26 protein-coding genes are annotated in these 22,551 nt (G+C 69.4%); 13 read left to right on the top strand and 13 right to left on the bottom strand.

Annotated features, from left to right (window positions below):
• Positions 1-18: 18 nt before the first annotated feature.
• A complete protein-coding gene (locus ACFVWL_RS06140; RefSeq protein ID WP_387179872.1) occupies positions 19-729 on the top strand; it encodes a helix-turn-helix transcriptional regulator in 711 nt (236 codons plus the stop codon).
• A gap of 22 nt (positions 730-751) precedes the next feature.
• Here ACFVWL_RS06140 and ACFVWL_RS06135 read toward each other — a convergent pair whose 3' ends face one another.
• A complete protein-coding gene (locus tag ACFVWL_RS06135; protein WP_387179869.1) occupies positions 752-1,207 on the bottom strand; it encodes an Lrp/AsnC family transcriptional regulator in 456 nt (151 codons plus the stop codon).
• 98 nt (positions 1,208-1,305) lie between these two features.
• Between ACFVWL_RS06135 and ACFVWL_RS06130 the strand changes: the two genes are divergently transcribed.
• On the top strand, positions 1,306-1,929 hold the full coding sequence (locus ACFVWL_RS06130; RefSeq protein WP_387179866.1) for a LysE family translocator: 624 nt from the start codon (positions 1,306-1,308) through the stop codon (positions 1,927-1,929).
• 46 nt (positions 1,930-1,975) lie between these two features.
• Here the strand turns inward: ACFVWL_RS06130 and ACFVWL_RS06125 are convergent, their stop codons facing one another.
• From ACFVWL_RS06125 to ACFVWL_RS06100, 6 genes are all read right to left on the bottom strand, one after another.
• Positions 1,976-2,203 (bottom strand): RNA-binding S4 domain-containing protein, encoded by a 228-nt coding sequence (locus ACFVWL_RS06125; protein ID WP_387179863.1) that lies wholly within the window; start codon positions 2,201-2,203, stop codon positions 1,976-1,978.
• A gap of 132 nt (positions 2,204-2,335) precedes the next feature.
• The gene (locus ACFVWL_RS06120) at positions 2,336-3,154 is read right to left on the bottom strand and encodes a hypothetical protein (protein ID WP_387179859.1); all 819 of its coding nucleotides are present in this window, start codon (positions 3,152-3,154) and stop codon (positions 2,336-2,338) included.
• Positions 3,155-3,233: 79 nt separating this feature from the next.
• Complete coding sequence (locus tag ACFVWL_RS06115; RefSeq protein ID WP_387179856.1) at positions 3,234-4,508, bottom strand: sensor histidine kinase; 1,275 nt, start codon at positions 4,506-4,508, stop codon at positions 3,234-3,236.
• 34 nt (positions 4,509-4,542) lie between these two features.
• A complete protein-coding gene (locus tag ACFVWL_RS06110; protein WP_387179852.1) occupies positions 4,543-5,220 on the bottom strand; it encodes a response regulator transcription factor in 678 nt (225 codons plus the stop codon).
• A gap of 53 nt (positions 5,221-5,273) precedes the next feature.
• A complete protein-coding gene (locus ACFVWL_RS06105; protein WP_387179849.1) occupies positions 5,274-5,807 on the bottom strand; it encodes a putative immunity protein in 534 nt (177 codons plus the stop codon).
• A 2-nt stretch (positions 5,808-5,809) separates the two neighbouring features.
• Positions 5,810-6,244: a DUF6194 family protein gene (locus tag ACFVWL_RS06100; RefSeq protein ID WP_387179846.1), complete on the bottom strand. Its 435-nt coding sequence runs from the start codon at positions 6,242-6,244 to the stop codon at positions 5,810-5,812.
• A gap of 67 nt (positions 6,245-6,311) precedes the next feature.
• On the opposite strand from ACFVWL_RS06100, the gene ACFVWL_RS06095 reads away from it, so the two are divergent.
• Positions 6,312-7,070 carry a MerR family transcriptional regulator gene (locus tag ACFVWL_RS06095; RefSeq protein WP_387179843.1) on the top strand — a complete coding sequence of 253 codons (759 nt, stop codon included), beginning with the start codon at positions 6,312-6,314 and terminating at the stop codon, positions 7,068-7,070.
• Here ACFVWL_RS06095 and ACFVWL_RS06090 read toward each other — a convergent pair.
• On the bottom strand, positions 7,042-7,791 hold the full coding sequence (locus ACFVWL_RS06090) for a DeoR/GlpR family DNA-binding transcription regulator (protein WP_387179840.1): 750 nt from the start codon (positions 7,789-7,791) through the stop codon (positions 7,042-7,044). The two genes, ACFVWL_RS06095 and ACFVWL_RS06090, sit on opposite strands and share 29 nt — an antisense overlap.
• Positions 7,792-7,845: 54 nt before the next feature.
• Between ACFVWL_RS06090 and ACFVWL_RS06085 the strand changes: the two genes are divergently transcribed.
• The gene (locus ACFVWL_RS06085) at positions 7,846-8,211 is read left to right on the top strand and encodes a DUF4406 domain-containing protein (protein ID WP_387179838.1); all 366 of its coding nucleotides are present in this window, start codon (positions 7,846-7,848) and stop codon (positions 8,209-8,211) included.
• Positions 8,212-8,220: 9 nt separating this feature from the next.
• On the top strand, positions 8,221-8,397 hold the full coding sequence (locus ACFVWL_RS06080) for a hypothetical protein (protein WP_387179836.1): 177 nt from the start codon (positions 8,221-8,223) through the stop codon (positions 8,395-8,397).
• Between the two features lie 73 nt (positions 8,398-8,470).
• On the opposite strand, the gene ACFVWL_RS06075 is transcribed toward ACFVWL_RS06080, so the two are convergent.
• Together ACFVWL_RS06075 and ACFVWL_RS06070 are read right to left on the bottom strand one after the other, a co-directional pair.
• Positions 8,471-9,853, bottom strand: a complete 1,383-nt coding sequence (locus ACFVWL_RS06075) for an LLM class flavin-dependent oxidoreductase (protein ID WP_387179834.1) — start codon at positions 9,851-9,853, stop codon at positions 8,471-8,473.
• 84 nt (positions 9,854-9,937) lie between these two features.
• Positions 9,938-10,939 (bottom strand): Abi family protein, encoded by a 1,002-nt coding sequence (locus ACFVWL_RS06070; RefSeq protein WP_387179832.1) that lies wholly within the window; start codon positions 10,937-10,939, stop codon positions 9,938-9,940.
• 176 nt (positions 10,940-11,115) lie between these two features.
• On the opposite strand from ACFVWL_RS06070, the gene ACFVWL_RS06065 reads away from it, so the two are divergent.
• From ACFVWL_RS06065 to ACFVWL_RS06035, 7 genes are all read left to right on the top strand, one after another.
• On the top strand, positions 11,116-12,558 hold the full coding sequence (locus ACFVWL_RS06065; protein ID WP_387179829.1) for an adenosylhomocysteinase: 1,443 nt from the start codon (positions 11,116-11,118) through the stop codon (positions 12,556-12,558).
• Positions 12,555-13,850, top strand: a complete 1,296-nt coding sequence (locus ACFVWL_RS06060) for an amidohydrolase family protein (protein WP_387179826.1) — start codon at positions 12,555-12,557, stop codon at positions 13,848-13,850. Before ACFVWL_RS06065 ends, ACFVWL_RS06060 begins: the two co-directional genes overlap by 4 nt.
• Positions 13,851-13,943: 93 nt before the next feature.
• Entirely contained in the window at positions 13,944-14,372 is a 429-nt protein-coding gene (locus ACFVWL_RS06055) for a cupin domain-containing protein (protein ID WP_387179823.1), read from the top strand.
• A gap of 78 nt (positions 14,373-14,450) precedes the next feature.
• Positions 14,451-15,302 (top strand): ABC transporter substrate-binding protein, encoded by an 852-nt coding sequence (locus tag ACFVWL_RS06050; protein WP_387179820.1) that lies wholly within the window; start codon positions 14,451-14,453, stop codon positions 15,300-15,302.
• On the top strand, positions 15,299-16,165 hold the full coding sequence (locus tag ACFVWL_RS06045; protein ID WP_387179817.1) for an amino acid ABC transporter permease: 867 nt from the start codon (positions 15,299-15,301) through the stop codon (positions 16,163-16,165). The genes ACFVWL_RS06050 and ACFVWL_RS06045 overlap by 4 nt, the downstream gene beginning before the upstream one ends.
• Positions 16,162-16,899 (top strand): amino acid ABC transporter ATP-binding protein, encoded by a 738-nt coding sequence (locus tag ACFVWL_RS06040; RefSeq protein ID WP_387179814.1) that lies wholly within the window; start codon positions 16,162-16,164, stop codon positions 16,897-16,899. Before ACFVWL_RS06045 ends, ACFVWL_RS06040 begins: the two co-directional genes overlap by 4 nt.
• A gap of 128 nt (positions 16,900-17,027) precedes the next feature.
• Positions 17,028-18,476 carry a heparan-alpha-glucosaminide N-acetyltransferase domain-containing protein gene (locus ACFVWL_RS06035; protein ID WP_387179812.1) on the top strand — a complete coding sequence of 483 codons (1,449 nt, stop codon included), beginning with the start codon at positions 17,028-17,030 and terminating at the stop codon, positions 18,474-18,476.
• A gap of 69 nt (positions 18,477-18,545) precedes the next feature.
• Here the strand turns inward: ACFVWL_RS06035 and pnuC are convergent, their stop codons facing one another.
• From pnuC to ACFVWL_RS06020, 3 genes are all read right to left on the bottom strand, one after another.
• Complete coding sequence (pnuC, locus tag ACFVWL_RS06030) at positions 18,546-19,259, bottom strand: nicotinamide riboside transporter PnuC (protein WP_387179809.1); 714 nt, start codon at positions 19,257-19,259, stop codon at positions 18,546-18,548.
• A gap of 2 nt (positions 19,260-19,261) precedes the next feature.
• Entirely contained in the window at positions 19,262-19,789 is a 528-nt protein-coding gene (locus tag ACFVWL_RS06025; RefSeq protein WP_387179807.1) for a GNAT family N-acetyltransferase, read from the bottom strand.
• Between the two features lie 115 nt (positions 19,790-19,904).
• Entirely contained in the window at positions 19,905-21,113 is a 1,209-nt protein-coding gene (locus tag ACFVWL_RS06020) for a hypothetical protein (protein ID WP_387179804.1), read from the bottom strand.
• An 82-nt stretch (positions 21,114-21,195) separates the two neighbouring features.
• Between ACFVWL_RS06020 and ACFVWL_RS06015 the strand changes: the two genes are divergently transcribed.
• The gene (locus ACFVWL_RS06015; protein ID WP_387179801.1) at positions 21,196-22,545 is read left to right on the top strand and encodes a DUF222 domain-containing protein; all 1,350 of its coding nucleotides are present in this window, start codon (positions 21,196-21,198) and stop codon (positions 22,543-22,545) included.
• Positions 22,546-22,551: the final 6 nt, after the last annotated feature.

Below are 22,551 nucleotides of genomic sequence, written 5' to 3'. Positions count from 1 at the left end.
TAGCTGAGAGGATCAGACATGCTCGAGACCTCGGCCCGTCTGCTGGAACTGCTGTCGTTGCTTCAGCTCAGACGCGACTGGACGAGTTCTGCACTCGCCGACCGACTGGGCGTGAGCACGAGAACGGTGCGCGCCGACATCGGCAAGCTCCGCTCGCTCGGCTACCCCGTGGACGCACGCCCCGGAGTGGCGGGCGGGTACCGTCTGGCCGCGGGGACGGCGATGCCTCCGCTGCTGCTCGACGATGATGAGGCGGTCGCCGTCGCGGTCGGGCTGGGGGTGGCCGCAGCCTGGCGGCTCGGTGTCGAGGAGACCTCGCTCACCGCCCTCGCGAAGCTGGAGCAGGTGATGCCCTCGCGCCTCCGCCGCCGCGTCGACGCGATCCGCGAGGCGACGAGCGTGGTCCCCGGAGCCGAACCCCCGCTCGATCTCGCCGCGCTCAGCACGGTCGCCTCTGCGATCCGCGGCCACGAACGGCTCCGCTTCGGCTACACCAAGCCCGGGGGTGCCGAAGAGCCGCGGCACACCGAACCGCAGCGGCTGGTGAGCTGGGGGTCGGTCTGGTACCTGCTCGCGTGGGACCTCGACCGAGAAGACTGGCGCATCTTCCGCGTCGATCGCATGGTTCCGCGGGCGCCGACCGGCGTGCGCTTCCGCCCACGCGCGATCCCGCAGGAAGACGTCGTCGAGTACGTCGTGCGTCGTGTCACGAAGGCATCCACCTCATGAACCGGGGCTGACCGCACCCGCCTCAGGGGATCGGCACCGCGCGATCCGCGCCGAGGCGCTTCATCACCATGGTCGAGGTGAGCCGCTGCACGCCGGGCAGAGTGCCGAGGGTGTTGTCGTAGAGCTCCTGGTAGGCACTCATGTCGCGGGTGAGGATGCGCAGCATGTAGTCGGGGTCGCCGAACAGGCGCTGCGCCTCGACGACTGCCGGGATCGCCACGACGGCCTCCTCGAACGCGACGATCGTGTCCTTGTCGGTGCGTCCGATCGTCACGAACACGATGGCCTCGAACGTCAGGCCCACGGACGCCGGGGCGACCACCGCCCGGTACCGCTCGATCGCGCCGGACTGCTCCAGCTCCTTGAGTCGGCGGTGGCAGGCGGACAGGCTCAACCCGACCTGAGATGCGAGGTGGGTCGCGCTCATCCGGCCGTCATCCTGCAGCAGCGAGAGGATCTCCCGGTCAAGTGCGTCCATGGCGACAATTCTTGCAGGTGAAGGGCGCGATCACCCGAAGAATCGAAGCACCTTTCGCGTGATCCTTCGTAGTCTCTTCCTCGGATTGAGGAGGACCGATGGATATCGCTCTGGTCATGCAGTTCTGGGTGGTCGCCGTGATGCTCGCGCTGACCCCCGGCGCGGACTGGGCGTATGCGATCTCCGCCGGCCTGCGCGCCCGATCGATCGCACCGTCCATCCTCGGCATGATCGCCGGATACACCGTCGTGATCGTCGCCGTCGCGCTCGGTCTCGGTGCGCTGGTCACCGCATATCCGGTCACCCTCACGACCCTCACCGTGGTCGGCGCGCTCTACCTGATCTTCCTCGGCGCGACGACTCTGGCCAGTCGTCCGGCTCCTCTCGCGGAGAGCGGCGAGCCGATCGCCACCGGGGGGTGGGGACAGTTCCTGCGCGGATCCGGTGTGAGCGGCATCAACCCGAAGGGACTCCTGCTGCTGCTCGCCCTGCTGCCGCAGTTCACGAGCCCGAACGGCTGGCCGTCGACCACGCAGATGCTCGCCCTCGGCGGACTGCACCTGCTCAACATCGCGATCGTCTACACGACGGTGGGTCTGCTCGCCCGTCGACTGCTGCGCACCCGACCCCGCGCGAGCTCGGTGGTCACGCGGATCGCCGGCATCGCCATGACCGTCATCGGCGTCGGCATCCTGATCGAGCAGGTGCTCGAGTGGCTGTGACGCCTGCGTGAGTGGCGGCGGGGAGTGGCTGCGGAGGCCGACGGCGTCAGGGGCGGACGCGGACCGTGCGGCCCTCGAACGACACCAGGTCGCCGTCGCGCAGCTGGCGTCCGCGTCGGCGATCGACGTCGCCGTTCACGCTCACGTACCCGTCGATGATGACCTCTTTGGCGTCGCCGCCCGAGTCGAGGAGCCCGGCGAACTTGAGGAACTGCCCGAGGCGGATCACCTCACCGCCGATGGAGATGTCGTCGATCGGATCGGAGTTCGTCATCCTTGAATGCTAATCGGCTTCGAGGCCGGTCGGATCCGACGATGCCGCCGACCGGGTGGGGCGGCGGCATCGTCGTGTCGGGGGCTCGGGTCCGCCCGACAGGACGCGGGGGTTGCTGCTCGGTGGACCGGCTCAGTCGATGTCGGTGCCGACGACAGCGAAGTCGGCGCCGAAATCGATGTCGATCGAGCGGCTGTCCGACGTGAGGACCGACGCGTCGTAGGGGCTCACGTCGTCACCGTCGACGTCGAGGTCGGTGATCATGCCTTCGGCTTCGGCGAGTGCCGCGGAGACGAGAGCGCGGATCGTCTCGTCGTCGAGGGTGAGCGTGGGGCCGGTGTCGTCGCCGTCGGCCACGTCGGTCGAGATGACGGATGCCGTGCGGCCCTCGTCGACGCGGACCTCGGTCTCGTCTCCCGCAGCCGTCGTCAGCTGCACCTCCCAGGTGCCGTCGCGCTTCGCGTCGATCGAGGTGACCTCTCCGTCGGCTGCTCCGCGTGCGGCATCTGCGATCGTGATGAGCTCGTCGGCGGATGCGGTGCCGATGCCCGTCACAGGACCGCGGCCGTTCGAGGGGGCGTCGTCGCGGTCGTCGCCGGGCTGGCCATGGTCATCCGCGTCGTCGTGGTGGGCGCCATCGGACATCGAGGGTCGGTCGTCGTCGCCGAATTCGTCGCCGATCGCCGCGCCGACCGCGATGCCTCCGCCCGTGAGGATCACCGCTGCCGCGATGCCGCCGCCGATGAGCAGTGCGCGCTTGCTGCCGGGCTTCGGCGCGGATGCTGCGGGAGCGGCGACCGGCTCGGCGGCGGGGAACGTCGGGTGCTGCCCGGTGCCGGGCGTCGGAGCTGCCGCATCCGGGGTCGGGCTCACCGGAACCGTCTGCGCATCCGGGGTGCTCTCGGGTGCGGACTCGGGCGTCTGGTCGGGGGTGGGTGTCTTGTCGTCCATGTCTCGATGGTCTCCCGTAGGCGCTGAAGCCTTCCTGAAGCGTCCTGAACACCTCTTCAGGAACCGCAGCTCCGGCCGGTCAGGGGCCGAGGGGGAGGGTGAGGACGAAGCGTGCGCCGCCCCAGCGGGAGTCGTCGACCGTGAGGGTTCCACGGCTGCGGGTGGCGATGCCGCGGGCGATCGCGAGGCCCAATCCGCTGCCTCCGGCGTCGCGGCTGCGGGCCTCGTCGAGGCGGACGAAGCGCTCGAAGATCCTCTCCCGCTCCTCGGCCGGCACTCCGGCGCCGTCGTCTTCGACCGTGACGAACACGTGTCCGTCCGACGGTGTCACACCGATCGTGATGCGCTCACGGCTGTGGCGCACGGCGTTGTCGGCGAGGTTGCGCACCAGCTGACCGAGCAGCCGGGGGTCGCCGTGCACGCGCGCCGCGTGGATTCCCGTGCCGTCGACGTCGACCCCCGCCGCGCGGAGCCGGCGCACCTCGCCGAGGGCGATGTCGTCGAGGTCGATCGCTTCGTCGTGAGTGCCCGCTCCCTCGTCGAGGCGGGCGAGCAGCAGCAGCGACTCGACGATGCCCTGCAGCCGGAGCCCCTCTTCCGAGACGACCTCGGCGAGCTCGCCGATGCTGGTCACTTCGGGGTGGGCTTGGGCGAGCTCGGCGTGCTGGCGGATCGTCGCGAGAGGAGAGCGCAGCTCGTGCGAGGCATCCGACACGAAGCGCCGTTGCGCGGTGGCAGCGGCATCGAGTCGATCGAGCATGCCGTTCATGGTCGTCGCGAGTGCGGCGATCTCGTCCGCGGTCTCCGGCACCGGCACGCGCTGGTGGAGGCGCTCGGCGGTGATGCCGTCGACCTCTTCGCGGATGCGCTCGACCGGGCGGAGTGCGCGGCCCACGACGAGCCAGGTGGTCACGGCCACGAGCAGCAGAAGGAGAGGCACGGCGATGGCCAGCAGCGTCGCGACCGTCGCCAGGGTCTCGGCGTCGTCGTCCATCGAGACCGCCAGCACGAGCGTCTGATCGCCCTCGAGGTCTTCCGAGACGACGAGGAAGGTCTCGCCGTCGATGGTGGTCGTCTGCGGATCGTCATCGACCGGGAGAGGCGTCGACCCGAGCTTCTCCCTCGCGTCTTCGCTGGCGGCGCGGACCGATCCGTCCGACCCGATGATCTGCAGGATCTCGTCGTCGAGAGCGTCGACGCCCTTGCCGCCCGGCCCTCCGGCGCGTTCGCTGAGTTCGTCGAGACGCTGCTCGGCTGCGCGCTCGGTGCTGCCGTGGATGCTGGTGCTGAGAACCCCGTAGAACGACAGGGCGCCGATGAGGAGGGCGACGGCGACGACGATGGTCGCGCCCAACGTGGTCCTTCCGCGCACCGAGCGCCAGCCGCGTCTAGCCACCGTCGGCCGCCAGCCGGTAGCCCGCACCGCGGATGGTCTCGATCGCCTCGCGTCCGAACGGCTTGTCGAGCTTGCGGCGCAGGTGCCCGACGTACACCTCGACGATGTTGGGGTCGCCGTCGAAGTCGTCGTCCCAGACGCCGTCGATGAGGGCGCGCTTCGACAGCACCTGGCCGCGATGACGCATCAGGTACTCGAGTACCGAGAACTCGCGTGCAGTCAGGGCCACGGGAGTCTCGCCGCGCCAGACACGGTGGGCGGCGGGATCGAGCCGCAGATCGCCCGCCTCCAGGATGGCCGGACGTGCGACGGCCCCGCGGCGCACGAGGGCGCGCAGGCGTGCGACGAGGATCGCGAACGAGAACGGCTTGGTGACGTAGTCGTCGGCCCCGGTCTCGAGGGCCTCGACCTGGTCCCACTCGCCGTCCTTCGCGGTGAGCATCAGCACGGGCGTCCAGTTCTCTTCGGCCCTGAGCGCCTCGCACACCTTCCAGCCGCTCATACCCGGCATCATCAGGTCGAGCACGATCGCGTCGTACCGCGTCTCGCGCGCACGCCAGAGCCCGTCGACGCCGTTGTGCGCCACGTCGACGGCGAAGCCCTCGGCCTCGAGGCCACGACGCACGCCCTCGGCGAGGCGCACCTCGTCGTCCACCACCAGGATCCGCATTCCTCCAGTGTGGCCGGTCGACGCTGAATCGGGGCTGAAGCGGGTCGAACGCCTCAGCCGACGAGGGCGGCCTGGATCTCGCGGATCACCTCGCCGAGCACCCCGGAGGCGAGGAGCCCGGGGCCGAGCGGGCCGGCGGTGTCGGTGCCCAGGGGCGGCAGGCATCGAAGCGCGGCCCCGACCTCCGGCGACATCGCGGCGAGCTGCCGGTGCACCTCATCGGCGCGGGCGAGTGCGTCATCCGGGCGCGCGAGCTCCACTGCCTTCGCGGCGTAGGCGGCGGCACCGAGCGCGTGGGCGCCCATGTGCGCGACACCCGCGGCCTGGGCTGCAGAGCGGGCAGCGGCGACACCGGCGGGAGTCGCGGCGCTGTGGGCGGCGCGCCCCGCGACGAAGCGTCGACGGATCTCTCCCGCGGCCGTGAGCTCGCCCCGCGCGAATGCCCGCGCCCTGGCGATGGCGTCGCGCGCACGGTCGTCGGTGGGTGCTTCGGTCTCGAACAGGGGCAGCACCCGCTCCGCGCAGTCGGCCGCCCACATCGCGACGATTCGGCGGTCCGCCTCGCTCATACCCTGGGGAGTCGTCACGCTCACCGCCCCCGCCGCTCTGCACGCTGCCGCGCAGCATCGTGGGCGTCGCGGAGCAGCGCGAGCACGGCGCCCGCTGTGCGCTCCGCAGGGTCGACCACGCACACCCAGCCGGAGGTGCCGTAGAGCGGATGCCGCTGGAAGACATCGGTCTCCGTCGGCGGGGGATCCGAGGGGACGAGCTCTTCCGCCCGCTCGCGGCCGACGTGTATGTTCACCCGGAAGCGGTCGGGAGCATCCAACGCCGACGAGGTGTCGTCGGGGTAGTCCTTCGTGATGATCGTCCCGTACGGCTGGGTGCGCTCCGGCATCCGCCCGTCGGGGGCGTAGTAGAGGTAGGCGTCTCCCCACGACAGCTCCGGGAAGTCGCTGCCTGCTTCGGGCTCGACGACGAGGACGCCCTCGAACCCGCGGACCGTCTCGATGATCTCCTGCATTTCCATCCTTCAATGGTGAAGCGGAAGTGCTTATGTGGACTTGAGCGCCGAAAAGACAGGGGAGAGGATGCAGAACCCTCAAGTCACGACATTCACGACGATGCAGCTCGGACGGCTCGTCGGATACTCGACGCAGCAGGTGCGCGACCTCGAGAGGCTCGGCGTCATCCCTTCCGCCGAGCGCGGTGCGAACGGCTATCGCCGGTATCGGCTGCGACATGCCACGGCGCTCCGGGCTTATCGCGCGATGGCGGCCGCGCTCGGACCGGTACCTGCTCGCCGGTTGATGCCCGTACTGATCGACGGCTCGGTCGAAGGGGCCGCCGAGCGGATCGACGAGCTGCACGCGGATCTCTCCCGCGAGCGCTCCCGGGTGCGAGAGGCGCTGCGTGGCCTCGAGGTCGCGGTGGCGGAGGCCGACGACATGTTCGCCGACACCGACGCGATGACGATCGGCGAACTCGCCCAGGCACTCGGCATTCGCGTTTCGGCCCTGCGCCACTGGGAGCGCGAGGGGCTCGTGCATCCGCTGCGGGGCGCGGCATCGACCCGCTCGTACGGCGCGGTCGCGATCACCGAGGCGCGGGTCGCCGCCGCCCTCCGCTCCGGGGGCTACGGCATCCCGGCCATCTCGCGGATCCTCGACGAAGTGCGCGTGCACCGACGGACCGCGGAGGTGCAGCGCCTCCTCACCGAGCGGCTGGCCGACCTCACCCGCCGCAGCGTCGCCCTTCTCGGAGCGGCAGGCCATCTGCACGACCTGCTTGCCGATCGTCTGGCAGAGGCGGGTGCGCCCCTCACCCCCGGCCGTCGAACAGCGCCGTGACCTCCGCGATCAGGGGATTCTCGTCGAGTGGGTCGGTGATGATCGCGGTGACGGCATCGAACGGCAGGACGGGGTAGCGCGAGGCCGCGCCGATCTTCTCCTCGCTGGCCAGCACGACCGTCTCGGTGCACCGCGAGGCGAGCGCCCGTTTCGTCACGGCATAGTCGAGCTCACCGGTGGTGAGGCCGTGCACGGGGTCGACGCCCGTCACCCCGACGAAGAACACGTCGGCTGCGAGGTGCTGGATCGCCTCCAGCGCGAGTCCTCCGCCGGTCACCATCGAGTGCCGGGTGAGTTCCCCGCCGACCATGATCACGCGGGCATCGGAGTGCCCGGCGACGGCGAGGGCTACGGCGGGGCTCGGCGTGATCACCGTGATGCCGGCGCCGGAGGGCAGCAGCCGAGCCATCGCCAGAGTGGTGGTCCCGGCATCCAGCACGATCGTCGACCCGGAGCGGATGCTCGCGACGGCCTGTCGCGCGACCCGCTCCTTGCTCTCGGTGGCGAGGTCATGCCGCTCCTGCACCGGACGGTCGGCCGCGGGGATCGGGAGGGCGCCGCCGTACACGCGCAGGAGCTTCCCCTCTTCGGCGAGCTCTCTGAGGTCGCGCCGGATCGCGTCTTCCGACACCCCGAGCTCGTCGGCGACGGCTTTGGCCACGACCCGTCCGTCGCGGTCGAGAAGGTCGAGCAGGTGATCTTTGCGCTGAGCGGCAAGCATATGTTTCCTCACGAAGTTGCACGATTGTGCATGATTCAGACTACAGTCATCCCCATGACAAGACCACTCCTGATCCTGATCGCCGGCCCCTACCGCTCCGGCACCGGCGGCGACCCTGCCCTCATCTCCCAGAACTTGGCCCGTCTCGAGGAGGCATCCGGTCCGATCTTCCGCCTCGGTCACGTGCCGATGATCGGAGAATGGGTCGCGCTTCCGGTTCTGCGAACCGTCGATCCGGAGGCCGCGGCGGAAGGCGACATCATGTACGAGACGGCCCGCCGACTGCTGCAGCACTGCGACGCCGTGCTGCGTCTGCCGGGGGAGTCGTCCGGTGCCGACAAGGACGTCGAGATCGCCCAGCAGCTCGGGCTCCCGGTCTACCGGTCGCTCGACGAGGTGCCCACAGCCTCGACTCCGTAGGCTGGAGGCATGACCAAGAACATCTGGACCATCCTCGGCGTCATCCTCGCCGTCGTGATCGCGTGGTGGATCGTGACCGCGCTGTTCTCGGTGCTCGCCTTCTTCTTCAAGCTCATGATCGTCGCGGTCGTCGCCGTCGTGGTCTACCTCGTGATCCGGGGCCTCTTCGCCCGCAGCGACGACTGACCCCCGGCCTTCGAGTCGCGCAAATGGTCGCAAATTCGCCTCGGAAGCGACCAATTGCGCGATTCGAAAGTAGCTAGGCCCTAGCGAACGCCCCGACCCGGTACTTCGCGGCGCGGTGCGTGTCCTGCACGCGGTCGCCACGGCCGTGGAGCTTGTTGCGCAGCGTTCCGGGCGCGTACTCCTCGGGGTAGACGCCGCGCTCGCGGAGCACCGGGATCACGTGCTCGATGATGTCCTGCCAGGTGCCGGGGGTGACCGCGTAGGCGAGGTTGAAGCCGTCGATGTCGGTCGCCTCGACCCAGGACTGCAGCTCATCGGCGATCTCGACGCCGGACCCGACGATCGTGGGGCCGAGGCCGCCGATCGCGTTGTGGCGTCCGAAGTCGCCGACGGTCCACTCGCGGCCGAGGTCGGCCTCTTCCTTGAGGTGCTGCAGCACGGACTGGATCGCGTTCGATTCGACGTTCCCGACCGGCTCGTCCTCGGCGTACTGCGACAGGTCGACGCCCATCCATCCCGACATGAACGTGAGCGCGCCCTCGGGGCTCGCGTAGGAGAGGTACCCGGCGTGCTTCGCGGTCGCCTCTTCGCCGGTCGCTGCGGTGATCACGGTGAGCAGTGTGTAGATGCGGGCGTCGTAGCGGTCGCGACCGGCGGCCTCGAGGGCGTCGCGGATGCGCTTCACCGTGCCGGCGAGCACCTCCTTCGAGGGGGCGGCGACGAAGATGGCCTCGGCGTTCTCGGCCGCGAACTTCACGCCGCGCGGGCTCGCACCGGCCTGGTAGATCACCGGCGTGCGCTGTGGCGACGGCTCCGAGATGTGGATGCCGGGAACGCTGAAGTGCGTGCCCTCATGTCCGATCGGGTGCACCTTGCCGGGGTCGGTGAAGATGCCGCGCTCGCGGTCCTCGACCACGGCGTCGTCTTCCCACGAGCCCTCCCAGAGCTTGTAGAGCACCTCGACGTACTCGTCCGCATGGTCGTAGCGGTCGTCGTGCGCGAGCTGATCCTCCTGGCCCATGTTGCGCGCGGCGCTGGGCAGATAGCCGGTCACGACGTTCCAGCCGACACGGCCCTGCGTGAGGTGGTCGAGCGTGCTGAGGCGACGGGCGAACGGGTACGGGTGCTCGAACGCGGTGCCGGCCGTGATGCCGAAGCCCAGGTTCTCGGTGACAGCGGCCATCGCGCTCACCAGCAGGATCGGGTCGTTCACCGGCACCTGGGCGCCGTTGCGGATCGCGGCCTCGTTCGTGCCGCCGTAGACGTCGTAGGTGCCGAGCACGTCGGCGATGAAGATGCCGTCGAAGGTCGCGCTCTCCAGCAGCTTCGCCAGATCCGTCCAGTACCCGATGGTGTTGTACTGGCGGGAGCGATCGTCGGGGTGCCGCCACAGGCCGGACGACTGGTGGGCGACGCAGTTCATGTCGAAGGCGTTGAAGCGGATCTGACGGGTCATGCCCCCATGAAAGGCGAACGGTGCGGGCGAATCCAGGGTCGCCGACACGCACGGACACATTCCGGGTGCGGTCGGTCGAAGAATCTAGTTCGAACGGTTGGTGTTCCAAAGCTCCAGCTGAGTCCACCCGTTTGGGAAACCCATGCTGTCGATCCCCAGGTGGGGGACGCTCGGGAACGTGGCCACGAGTTCCTTGAGACGTCGCGTCCAATCTCCGGAACCATCGATGCTCCGGAGCAGATACGCGATGACGGCCAACGAATTGTAAAGACCGAAGTCCTGTTTTGGTGCCCCGTCGTCGCGCAGATGTGCAAGTACCGGAACCGCGTCGTTCTTCGGCCGCGTAGGAGCGTCCACGAGCTTCCTGTTGAACAACCGCGCCTGGTGTGCGGCGACGTTGCGCACGTAGTTGGTGCTCGCGATCCAGCTTGCGAGGATGGTCTTGCTGGGAACTGCGTAGTGATGGGCGATCCGGGTGGCGAGATCGTTCTGTAGACCTCGATAGAGCCTGGCAAGATGACCGAGCTCAAGGATCTCGGTTAGTGCCCAGATTGGCATCTGGTCGTCGTACTTTCGTCGAAAGTGCTCGACGAAGGCTTCTTTCGAACTGGCGCGCCGTTCATCCACACGGCGCATCCACTCGGCATGTCTGCTCGTCAAAGCACCAGTTCCTGGATCGACAGACGATGCGGTGAATGCCGGAGTGAATACTCGCTCGTCGAGATGCGCGAAGGCGGAAGTCTGGCCAAGGATGTAGCCGACTTGGGTGCGAAGGGACACTTCGATGCGTTCAACGGCTTCCAAGACGTGCAGACGCAGTGCGCGATCGAATGCGATCAGGGCTGCGGCATGCTCAAGATGTGTGTTTGGCCGATAGGCGCTCAAGACGCGAGTCAACGCGCGGCCGCGGTCATCCGTCAATCTCTCGGACTGGCGAGACGGGTAAAGATACCCCGTGAGGCGGTAGTAGCCGACCTCTTCGAGCAACTGCTCGGCGGCCGCCTCGTCATCAACGATCAGGCCTCTGCCCTGGAGCTGTGCAACCTGCTGCCGTATCGACATCCAGGGCTTGGTGTACTCGACCACGCGTCTCCCCAAAAGAAAATCAGCCCGAGCCGTGAGGCGAGCGGGCTGATCGTGATGACCCGATACTAGCACCTTCGTGCCTGTACAGAACAGTTTCTACCCATCAGGTGGATCCCGCCCCGGGATCCGATGCGTTGACGTGCGATGCGCCTGTCCGCGGGCTCTACCCTTGACTGGTGACCGACGAGACCGCGACAGCCCAGCGTCTGGTGCGCCGCTTCGCCCGCGAGACCAACCTGCTCGTGTCGGGCCGGGACTTCTCGGTGGTCGGGACGGATGGCGTGGCCGATGCGCTGCGCTCCCTGCTTCCCGCACTTGGCGCGCACCTCGGCGATGCGGGGGTCGTGTTCGCGCCGGGGGAGACGCCCGAGATCCTGCTCGACGGTGAGGCCCTGCCGGTGCGGAACACGGCCGAGGACCGCGTCGATGCGGCCGGACGCCATATGCCGGTCGCGACCGCTCTCGCCCGGCGCCTGCGCGAGGCCGGAACGGTGAACGGCGTGCGGATCGGCATCGCGATGGTGCTCGAGCCGAAGACCGCTCAACTCGCCCTGCTGCTGCGGGATGCCGGTGCCGCGGTCGCCGCCTATGCCCACCCCGATGAGATCGACGTCGAGGTCGCCGAGGTGCTGCGGACCCGGGGCATCCCCGTCGACGGCGACCCCTCGCTCTCCGGTGCCGCCGAGCGCGCCGCCGCTGTGTCGTTCCTTCGCCGTGGCCTCGACCTGCTGCTCGACGACGGCTCGCACCTGATCCGTCTCGCCCATGAAGAGGGTCTCACTGCTGAGTTGCGCGGTGCGGCGGAGGAGACCACGAGCGGGCTCGCGCCCCTGCGGCTGATGGAGCGCGAGAGCGTGCTCGGGATTCCGGTCATCGCGGTGAACGACGCCCTGACCAAGACCTCGTTCGACAACCGCTACGGCACCGGCCAGTCGTGCGTGTTCGCGATCGCCGACGCACTGGATGCTGCGGGCATCGACATCCGAGAACACCCCGCGGTCGTGATCGGCTACGGCCCGGTCGGTGAGGGCGTCGCCGCGCACCTGCGCGCGCTCGGCGTGCAGGTCGGCATCACCGAGACCGATCCCGTCCGCGCGCTGCGGGCCGCACACGACGGGTATCGCATCGGACGGCTGCACGATCTCTCTCCTGGAGCACTCGTCGTCTCCGCCACCGGGGCGCCGCATACGGTCGACGCCGAGGTGCTGCGCACAGCCGCGATCGTCGCGGTCGCGGGTGGTGTTCCACAGGAGATCGACCTCGACCCCTCGACACTGCGCCCGTGCACCGGGCCGAACGGCGAAGTCTCTCCCCACGTCGAGCGCGCAGGTGACGGCGCGCTCGTGATCGCCCGCGGGGGATGCGTGAACCTCTCGGCAGGCGAAGGCAACCCGATCGAGATCATGGACCTGTCGTTCTCGGTGCAGCTCTTCGCCGTCGAGCACCTGCTCTCGCACGACCTGCCCGCCGGGGTGCACCCGCTCCCGCCCGAGGTCGACACCACGGTCGGCACCGCCGCGCTCGCGGCGCGGGGCGAGCGCATCGACGCGCGCAGCCAGGCCCAGGTCGAGGCGCAACGCGAGTGGCGCTCTCCGCGATTCCGGGGAGCATCCGCATGACCGCCGTCATCGTCTACTCCGCAGGACTCGTGGTGCCGATCACCGCTCCGCCGATCGTCGACGGCGCGGTCGCCGTGCGCGACGGACGCATCATGCACGTCGGCGAACGCGAGTGGGTGCTGCGGTCGTTGTCCGAGCGCGGGCTCGATGCGGACGAGGTGCACTGGCCCGGGGTGTTGACGCCGGGGCTCGTGAACGCGCACACCCACCTGCAGTACACCGGCATGGCCACGGTCGGCCGCGGACAGTACGACGGCTTCGACGACTGGGTGCGCGCGTTCGACCCGGTCTACGAGGGCGGACGCGACTGGGCGGCGGATGCGGCGGACGGCGCGGCACAGGCGCTGCGCTCCGGCACGACGGCGGTGGCCGATGTGGTCACCGACCGCGCGGCGGCGAGTGCCCTGCACGACGCGCGGCTGCACGGCATCACCTACTGGGAGGTGATGAGCTGGACCAACGCCGACTGGGCCCGCACCGGACGTGCACAGGTCGAGCAGGCCCTCGATGCGCTGCCGACCCCGCCGGGGACCGGCTTGTCGCCGCACGCGCCCTACTCGCTCGACATCGAGCCGCTCCTGGAGATCCCCGACATCGTGCGCGAGCGCGGCGGGCGCATCCACATCCACCTCGGTGAGGCCGCGTTCGAGAGCGAGTTCGCGCACGAGCATCCGCAGGCCTGGCACACCGCCGGGCTCGCCAGCTTCCAGGAGCTGCGCAAGGCCGGATTCGGCACCAGCGCCACCGAGTTCGTCGATCAGCTCGGGGTCCTCGGCCCCGACTGCCACATCGCGCACGGGGTCTACATGAGCGCCAGAGACCGCGCCATCCTGAGGGAGCGTCGCACGACCGTGGCCCTGTGCCCCAGATCGAACGCCGTCATCGGACTCGAGGAGCCGCCCATCGCCGCGTACCTGCGCGAAGGCAGCCCGATCGCCGTCGGCACCGACTCACTGTCATCCAGTCCCTCGCTCGACGTGCTGGCCGACGTGGCGGAGCTCGCCCGCATCGCCCGCTCGCAGGGCTACACCGACCGCGACCTGCATGCACGCCTGCTCGGTGCCGCGACCCTCGGCGGAGCGCACGCCATGGGGATCGACGTCGGCCCTGAGCGCACCGGCTACCTCGCCGTCGGAGCCCTCGCCGACCTCACGTTCTTCGACGTCCCTGCAGGCCCCGATGCCGTCGCCGAACTCGTCGAGCACGGTGCCGGTCGCACCGCTGCAACGGTCGTGTCCGGCGAGGTCCGCTTCGCGATCGATTCCTTCGACCGTGCCGCGGTCGCCCCGTGAACGTTCCGGTCGCACTTCCTGCCGTCCACGGCACCGGAAGCCGACAGGACGTGCGACCGGAATGACCCCCGTACCCGAATCCGGAGGTGTCGCATGACACAGCGCCCGACGACCGCCGAGCGGCTCGACCTCGCCCCGCACCCCGAGGGCGGCTGGTTCCGCCGCACCTGGACGAGCCCGCTGCCCGTCGAGACGCCGAACGGTCCGAGGCCGGCGGCGACGTGCATCCACTACCTCCTGCTGCCGTCGGAGAAGAGCGAATGGCATGTCGTGACCAGCGACGAGCTGTGGCTGTGGCACGGACCGGGCCGGCTCGAGCTCAGCCTCGGCGGAGACGGTGCGGAACCGGGCGAAGCGACCACCGTGGTGCTCGGCGCGGGCGAGGCGGCGCAGGCGCTGGTGCCGGCCGGGGTGTGGCAGGCGGCACGGCCCCTCGGCGAAGACGAGGTCTTGGTGTCGTGCTTCGTGTCGCCAGGTTTCGACTTCGCCGATTGGCGACTCGCCGCATCGCCTACTCTGTAGAGGCAGACCCGTCTCTGCAGAAGCAGACCCGTCCTGCCTCGCCGTCTTCTCCATACCCTTCCTCGCCCTGGAGTCACCGTGCCCTTCGCTCCCTCCCTCCGCCGCGCAGCAGCCGTCGCCGCCGCTGCCGCAGCGATCGCCCTCACCCTCTCCGCGTGCAGCTCGCCGTCCGCCGACTCCGGCAGCGGAGACGGCTCGGGCCTTCCGACCGTGACCGAGGGCAAGCTCACGATCGCCACGGGTGAGCCCAACTACGAGCCGTGGTTCGTCGACGACGACCCCTCCAACGGCGAGGGCTTCGAGGGTGCGGTCGCGAACGCCGTCGCCGAGCAGCTCGGCTATACGGCCGACGACATCGTCTGGGTGCGCACCACCTTCGACGGTGCCATCGCACCGGGCCCGAAGGACTGGGACATCAACCTGCAGCAGTTCTCCATCACGGATGACCGCAAGAAGGCCGTCGACTTCTCGTCGCCGTACTACACGACCACGCAGGCCGTCGTCGCGGTCGGTGACTCGCCCGCGGCATCGGCGACCACCATCGACGAGCTCACGGCCACCAAGGTCGGCGTCGCCAGTGGCACCACCAGCTACACGGTGGCCAAGGCTCAGCTCGGCGAGGCCAATCTCAACGTCTTCAACTCGGTCGACGACGTCGTGCTCGCGCTCAAGGGCGGCCAGATCGACGCCATGATCACCGACCTCCCCGGCGCGTTCTACGTGGTCGGCGCTCAGCTCGACGACGGCGTGGTGACCGGACAGTTCGCCGACGCGAACGGCGGAGACGACTTCGGCATCGTGCTGCCCAAGGGCTCCGCGCTCACCGCCGATGTCACGAAGGCCGTCGACGCCCTGCGCGACAACGGCACGCTCGACGAGCTGCAGCAGAAGTGGCTCAGCGACGCGGTCGACGTGCCCGTCCTGAAATGACCTCGACCTCCGTCGACGCGGAGTGGCAGCCGAGCGAGCTCGAGCTGTCACGCCGCGCTCTGCGGCGTCGGGCGACGACCCGATCCGTCCTGATCGCGCTCGGCAGCAGCGTCGCGCTCGCGGTCGTGCTGATCGTCGTCGTGGTCAACACCCCCGGCTGGGCGATCGTCAGCCACACGTTCTTCGACCCGCAGGTCGCGCTCGACAGCATCGGACCGATCTTCCAGGGGCTGCTCGTCAACCTGCTGGTGCTCGTCGTCGCCGTGGTGTGCGTCGCGCTCCTCGGCACGCTCCTGGCCACGATGCGCTCGCTGCGCGGCCCGGTGTTCTTCCCGCTGCGCGCGCTCGCCGCGGCCTACACCGACTTCTTCCGCGGCATCCCCCTACTGATCGTGCTGTACCTCGTCGGCTTCGGCATCCCCGCGCTGGGGATCTTCCCCCGCATGCCTCCGATGTTCTGGGGCACGATCGCGCTGGTCCTCACCTACTCCGCGTACGTGGCCGAGGTGCTCCGCGCCGGCATGGAGGCGGTGCATCCGTCGCAGCGCATCGCGGCGCGCTCGCTCGGGCTCACCCACGGCCAGACCCTCCGGATCGTCGTGATCCCGCAGGGCGTGCGCAAGGTCGTCCCCGCACTGATGAACGATTTCGTGTCCATGCAGAAGGACGTCGGGCTGATCTCGGTGCTCGGGGCGGTCGACGCGGTGCGCGCGGCGCAATTGATGGTCGCCGAGACCTACAACTTCACGCCCTACGTCGTCGCCGGTCTCATGTTCATCGTGCTGAGCTGGCCGATGATCCGCCTGACCGATGTCGTCACGGCGCGTCTGAACAAGCGCGAGCAGGCCGGAGGAGTCGTATGAGCGTGCCCGTGATCGAAGCCAGGGGCGTGCGCAAGCGCTTCGGCGACCACGACGTGCTGCGCGGCATCGACCTCTCGGTCGGCACGCATGAGGTCGTCGTGCTGATCGGCGCCTCGGGCTCAGGCAAGTCGACCCTCCTCAAGACCATGAACCTCATCGAGGGCATCGACGACGGACAGATCTTCCTCTCCGGCGAAGACATCACCGACCCGCGGGTGGATGCTGACGCCGTGCGCGCGCGGATCGGGGTCGTGTTCCAGCACTTCAACCTTTTCCCGCACCTCACCGTGCTCGACAACGTCACGCTCGCGGCGGTCCGCGTGCACGGCATGCGCAAGACGGAGGCGCGCACCAAGGCACGCGCGCTTCTCGACACGCTCGGGCTCGGCACCAAAGCCGACGAGTACCCCGATCGGCTCTCCGGCGGACAGCAGCAGCGCGTGGCGATCGTGCGCGCGGTGCTCACACAGCCCGAGGTGCTGCTGCTCGACGAGATCACCAGCGCGCTCGACCCGCAACTCGTGGGCGAGGTGCTCGACCTGGTGCGCGAGCTGAAGCACCAGGGTGCCACGATCGTGATGGCGACGCACGAGATGTCGTTCGCCCGCGAGGTCGCCGACCGCATCGTGTTCCTCGAGCACGGCGTCGTCGTCGAACAGGGCCCGCCGTCTCAGGTGTTCGATGCCCCGCAGCAGGCCGCCACCGCCGAGTTCTTGGCGCGCGTGCAGCACTGACAACGTGCGGCACGGACACCGCTGACATTCCGCCGCTCGACGGATCCGAGGGGGACCGAAGGGGGATGTGCGTGTCTGCGGGCTCGTGCTGAGCTTGATCTCTCCGCGATTCTTCGAGAGGTCAGCACGTGAGCACACCCCACATCATTCCGTCTCCCGCTCTGCCGACGGCCGACGGCTCCGAGGTCGGATCGGGCGACCGACCGGACGACCGGGGCGGCGTCCGCGCGAGCAGACGACGCATCGTGGGGGTGGATGTCGCGCGCGGGCTGGCCTTGGTCGGCATGTTCGGCGCGCATCTTCTGGTCGCGAGCGGGCCCGGTTTCACGCTGTCCGATCCGTCGACGTGGCTCGACATCGTCAACGGGCGCTCGTCGATCCTGTTCGCCCTGCTGGCCGGAGTCTCGCTGGCCCTGATGACGGGCGGCGCGCGGAACGCGACGCCGGATGAGCTGCGCACGATCCGCTTGCGCCTGGTCGGCCGAGGAGCGGCGATCTTCGTGATCGGGCTCGTGGTGGAACTGCTCGGCTCCGGGATCGCCGTGATCCTCACTCTCTACGGGGTGCTCTACATCCTGGCGGCGTTCACGGTGCACCTGCGCACCAGGGTTCTGCTGATCGCGGGGGGTGCGCTGGCCATCCTCGGGCCGCCGCTGCTCGCCCTGATCGGGGTGCTGTCTCCCGATCAGTCCGGACCCGGTCTGTCCCTGGTGCTGTTCGGCACCTATCCGATCACGGTCTGGGCGGCCCTGCTCTGCGCGGGTCTCGTGATCGGACGCCTCGACCTGACCCGGGTGAAGACGGCGGTCGCCATGCTCGTCTGCGGGGGAGTGGTCGCCATCGGCGGGTACGCTCTGGGCGCCCTGCTGGCTCCGGCGCAGCTGGACGCCGGTATGTCGAATTCGTCGGTGAATTCGTCGGTGAGCTCGTCTTCGAGCCCGCTCAGCAAGAGCCCCGGCGAAGACGTCGATCTCTCCGGTCTCACGTGCGAGAAGGGAGACGGCATCGTCGTCTGCTTCACCCCGGAGAAGGCCTCCCTGTTCGGCGGCACCGGCGGGGGCGACGAGGGGCAGTCCTACGTCGAGCGGGTGGCGTCGCAAGATCCCGCGGCGAGGATGCTCGAGGCGATCGCGAGCGTCTCCGCGCATTCCGGCGGCGTGCTCGAGGTGCTGGCATCCGGGGGATTCGCGGTCGCGGTCCTCGGGCTGTGCCTGATTCTGACCCGCTACGCGAGGTGGGTGGTGCTCCCGCTGGCCGCCTACGGTGCGGTGCCGCTGACCGGCTACGTCGTGCAGGCGATCCTCATCGTCGCAGGGGCTGCGACCTGGCTGTCGAACCCGGTGCTTCCCTGGATCGCCCTGTCGCTGCTGATGATGGCCGGTGCGCTCATCTGGACGCGCACGCTCGGCAAGGGGCCGCTCGAACGACTCACGGCCCGTGCCGCCGACGCCATGGCGCTGACCACGAAGTCGACCAGCAAGTCGGCCAGGAAGTCGGCCAGCACGTCGATCACGGAGCCGGCCGCCGAGCCGGCCGCCGAGCCGACCGCCGAGTCGGCGGCCGAGGAGGCGCGCTGAGCGTCGGTCTGCCTCGTGTCGAGGAGGGGCGATGGCGAGGAAGAGGGGGGATGCCGGGGGAGGCGGAGCTCAGGCGAGCTCCTCCTCTTCCGGCCGTCGAGGACTCGGGTCGGGCGGGAGGATCACGATCGGATGCGCGGCGGTGCGCTGCGCCCGCCACCAGATCACGAACCCGATCGCGGTGAAGACCCCGTAGAAGACGTACATGAAGCCGGTCGCGTAGTAGCCGGAGCTGAACAACAGGGGCACACCGACCACGTCGACGGCGATCCAGATCAGCCAGAATTCGGTCCAGCCCTTGGCCATGCCGTACGTGGCGAGCAGCGACCCGACGAAAGTCCAGGCGTCGGCCCAGACCGGCTCCCACGATCCCAGCAGGCGGAACAGCGGGGTCAGGGCTACGGTGCCGACGATCATCACCAGCACCATGCCGATGCGAGCACCCGTCGGCGCCCAGCGGGGGACCACACGTCCGCCGTCGAGATTGCGCCAGCGCACCCATCCGTAGATGGCGACCGCGATGAACATGACCTGCCGCCCGGCCTGGCCGAGCAGGTGCGGCAGTGACGGATCGGGGCTCAGCGCCGAGCCCAGGAAGACCGTGAGCAGCAGCAGGTTGCCCACGATGCCGACCGGCCACGCCCACACTTTGCGTCGCATGCCGCCGAGCGCGCTGGCGAGACCGAACGCGTTGCCCACCACCTCGCGGACGAGGAGCGTCTGCCCGCCCGGAAGCATCCAGGACGAGTTGAAGGCGTCGACGAACCACTGCAGCAGGTTCATCGTCAGGATCCCGCGTCGGGTTCGGCGCGGTCGTCGAGCACCAGCTGCAGCATGCTCAGGTCGAGCCAGCGCCCGAACTTGGCCCCGACCTGCGGCATGCGCCCGACCTCGACGAACCCCAGGCGTTCGTGCAGGGCGATGGAGGCGGCGTTCCCGCTCTCGATGCCGGCGATCATCACGTGCATCCCGGCGTCCCGCGCGCGATCGACGAGCGCTGCCATCAGCGCCGTGCCGATGCCGCGTCCGTGCTGGCCGCCGAGGACGTAGACCGAGTGCTCCACCGTGAGCCGATAGCCGCTGTGCGGTCGCCACTGCGCGTACGAGGCGTAGCCCAGCACGCCGGAATCGTCGAACGCGACGATCACCGGGCAGCCGCGGGCGGTGCGATCGGCGAGCCAGGCGACACGGTCGGCGAGGTCAACCGCCTGCTCGTTCCAGATCGCGGTGGTATGCAGCACGGCATGGTTGTGGATCTCTGTGATGGTCGCGAGATCGGCGGTCTCGGCATCCCTGATGCGCACGGCTGTCATCGGCGGGCGGTCTCTCTTCTTCTGCGCTTCGGGTGCGCATCCTGCGGGGCGCTTCGGGTGCGCACCGCCGACGCTAGCAGGAGGAACGGGCGTCGAGCGCACCGCAACCGAACAGTTACGCCGCTCCGTGCGCGGGCGCCGCGCTCACAGCCTCGCGCACGAGGATCGCCCGCCGCATGTCGGCCATGATCGGGTCGAAGAAGCGCTCCCGGTAGCGGGCCTCACTCACGGCGGAGAACACGAACGGCAGGGCTGCGATCACCGAGAGCAGGGTGGCGGCCTTCAGCAGGTTCACGGTGAGGGGAAGCTTCGCCCCGAAGAACTCCAGGGGCTGGACCGCGAGTGGCTGTGCGGTGCTGCCGGGACCGAGCCAGATGCCGACGACGCCCGTGGGGACGGCGATGCCCCCGATCACGATCAGCAGCGCGGCGAGGAGCCCGGCGAAGAACAGGGCTTGCACGAGCTGCGCGACCGTCATGGCGAGCAGGATGTTGATGCGCTGCGGCGCACGCAGCCGTCCCGGAGGACTCGGCGTCGCCGGGCGCCCTTCGGCAGGGGTGCCGATGAGCAACGCGGTTCGCTGCTCCGCGGTGGGTGCCTGGGCGTCGTCGTCGATCTCGGACGCGCTGACCCGCAGCACGACGATGCCCGCGAGCGCCGCGACGACGAGGCCGAGCAGCGCGATCGATCCCCACGACAGTGCGGATGCCATCTGCCAGACCTCGGCCGAGAAGAAGGAGAACACCACGAGCATCAGGATCACCGGCAGCGCGATCGAAGCCATGTGACCGATCGCCGAGGCGTTGCGCACCGCGAGGCGCGAGGCCCGGGAGATCATCGCGCCGCCGCCCATGCCGGTCACCAGGATGCAGATGCCGAGCACCAGGATCGTGCGGAGGACCGGACCGACTGTCGCATCCGGCTGGGCGCTGTAACCGTAGACGATCGTGAAGGCGAGGCAGGCGGCGATCAGGACGAGTGCGACCGCTGTGCCGATGCCCACCGGGAGGCGACGCAGCAGGGCGCGCACGAGGTAGTAGGCGGCCCACGCGAGGCCGATCGCGAGCACGAAGATCACCACGGCGAGGAGGACGAGCAGGATCTCCCATTCCGTGGAGTCGTCGTCGAGAGCGAAGTCGAAGACGACCTCGATCCCGTCCTGGAAGAGGTACGCGGCCACGGCGACCCAGGCGATCAGCGGTGCGACGCGGCGGGGGAGGTCGGTGAACCAGCGGCGCAGCGGCACGAAGGTCGGAAGGCCCTGCTCGCGGAACCAGCGGTCGGCATCGCGCTTCGTGCTGCGCAGCTTCGGGGATGCGGACATGGCGATGAGACTACGGCAATGACGATGCCGGAGTTATCCACACCCCCTCCAGGGTGTCGAATATATGTTCTAATCTGGAGGCATGGCGAACCCGCATCTGAACCCCGTGCTCGAGGCTGTGGAGTGCCTCGAGCGTGTCTGGGGCGATGCGGCGAACGCGAGTGAGTTGACCCGAGCGCAGCTGCTCGAGGCGCACCAGGCGATGGGGCTGGTGCAGCGTCGGCTCGACGGCATCCACGCCGAGCTCGCGGCGAGCATCGCGCGGGAATCGCGCCCTGAACTGGGAGCTGCGGGTCTGGCGAAGCAGCAGGGCTTCCGTAGCCCCGCGACCATGATCGCGGCCACGACCGGCGGATCGACGGGCGACGCGGTGCGGCTGGTGAAGGTGGGGGAGGCGACAGCGCCTCGGGCGAACCTGATCGGCGAGCCGCTGCCGCCGAGGTATCCGGAGGTGCAGCGGGCGATCGGCTCCGGCGCGCTCAGTGCGGCATCCGCGGCGCTGATCGTGACCCTGCTCGACCGGGCACGGCTCAAGGTCGGCGTCGATCGGATCGTCGAGGCTGAGCGGCTGCTCGTCGAGCGTGCGGCAGGGCTGTCGCTCGATGATGTGCGCAAGCTCGTCGTGCACGCCGAGGCCTGGCTCGACCCCGACGGCGTGGCTCCGCGCGAAGAAGAGGCCCGGTCGCGGCGCTCCCTGACGATGTTCGAGCGCGACGGGTCGCTGCATCTGACGCTGCAGACCGACATCGCGTCCGGCGCTCCCGTGAAGGCGGCGATCCAGGCGTATGTCACCGCGACGTTTCAGGCGCGGGCGCACGTGCTCGACCCCGACGCGCTCGATGCCGACCGACGCACGGTCGCGATGATCCAGGCTGATGCCCTCGCCGAGATCTGCGCGCACGCGAGCGGATGCGACAACGGTGGGCTGCCGGTGCCCGGGGCGACCGTCGTCGTGCGGGTGGGGCTCGACGACCTGACCGCCGGCACCGGATTCGCGACGGTCGACGGCCTCGATGAGCCGGTCAGCATCACCGCGTGTCGTCGGATGGCGGCCGGTGGGGGCATCATCCCCGTCGTGCTCGGCGGCGGAGGCGAGATCCTCGACTGGGGGCGCGAGAAGCGGCTGTTCACCCGCGCCCAGAGACTCGCGCTCGTGGAACGCGACGGCGGTTGCGTGATGTGCGGGTTGCCCCCGCAGCTGACCAGGGCGCATCACCTGCGCTGGTGGCAGCGGGATGCCGGACCGACCGACCTCGACAACGGCGTGCTGCTCTGCGAGAGCTGTCATCACCGCATCCACGACAACGACTGGGAAATCAGGATCGAAGGGCGCGGGTTCGCGGCACGGGTGTGGCTCATCCCGCCGGCGAACGTCGACCCCGAACGCAGGCCGAGGCTCGGCGGCAGAGCCCGGTACGACATCGCGGCGTGAGTGCGC

Origin of the sequence: Microbacterium sp. NPDC058269 (genome assembly GCF_042881445.1) — a bacterium.
GTDB lineage: Bacteria > Actinomycetota > Actinomycetes > Actinomycetales > Microbacteriaceae > Microbacterium.
Note: the sequence above shows the minus strand (reverse complement) of the source record. Positions and strands in the feature narration are given on the sequence as shown.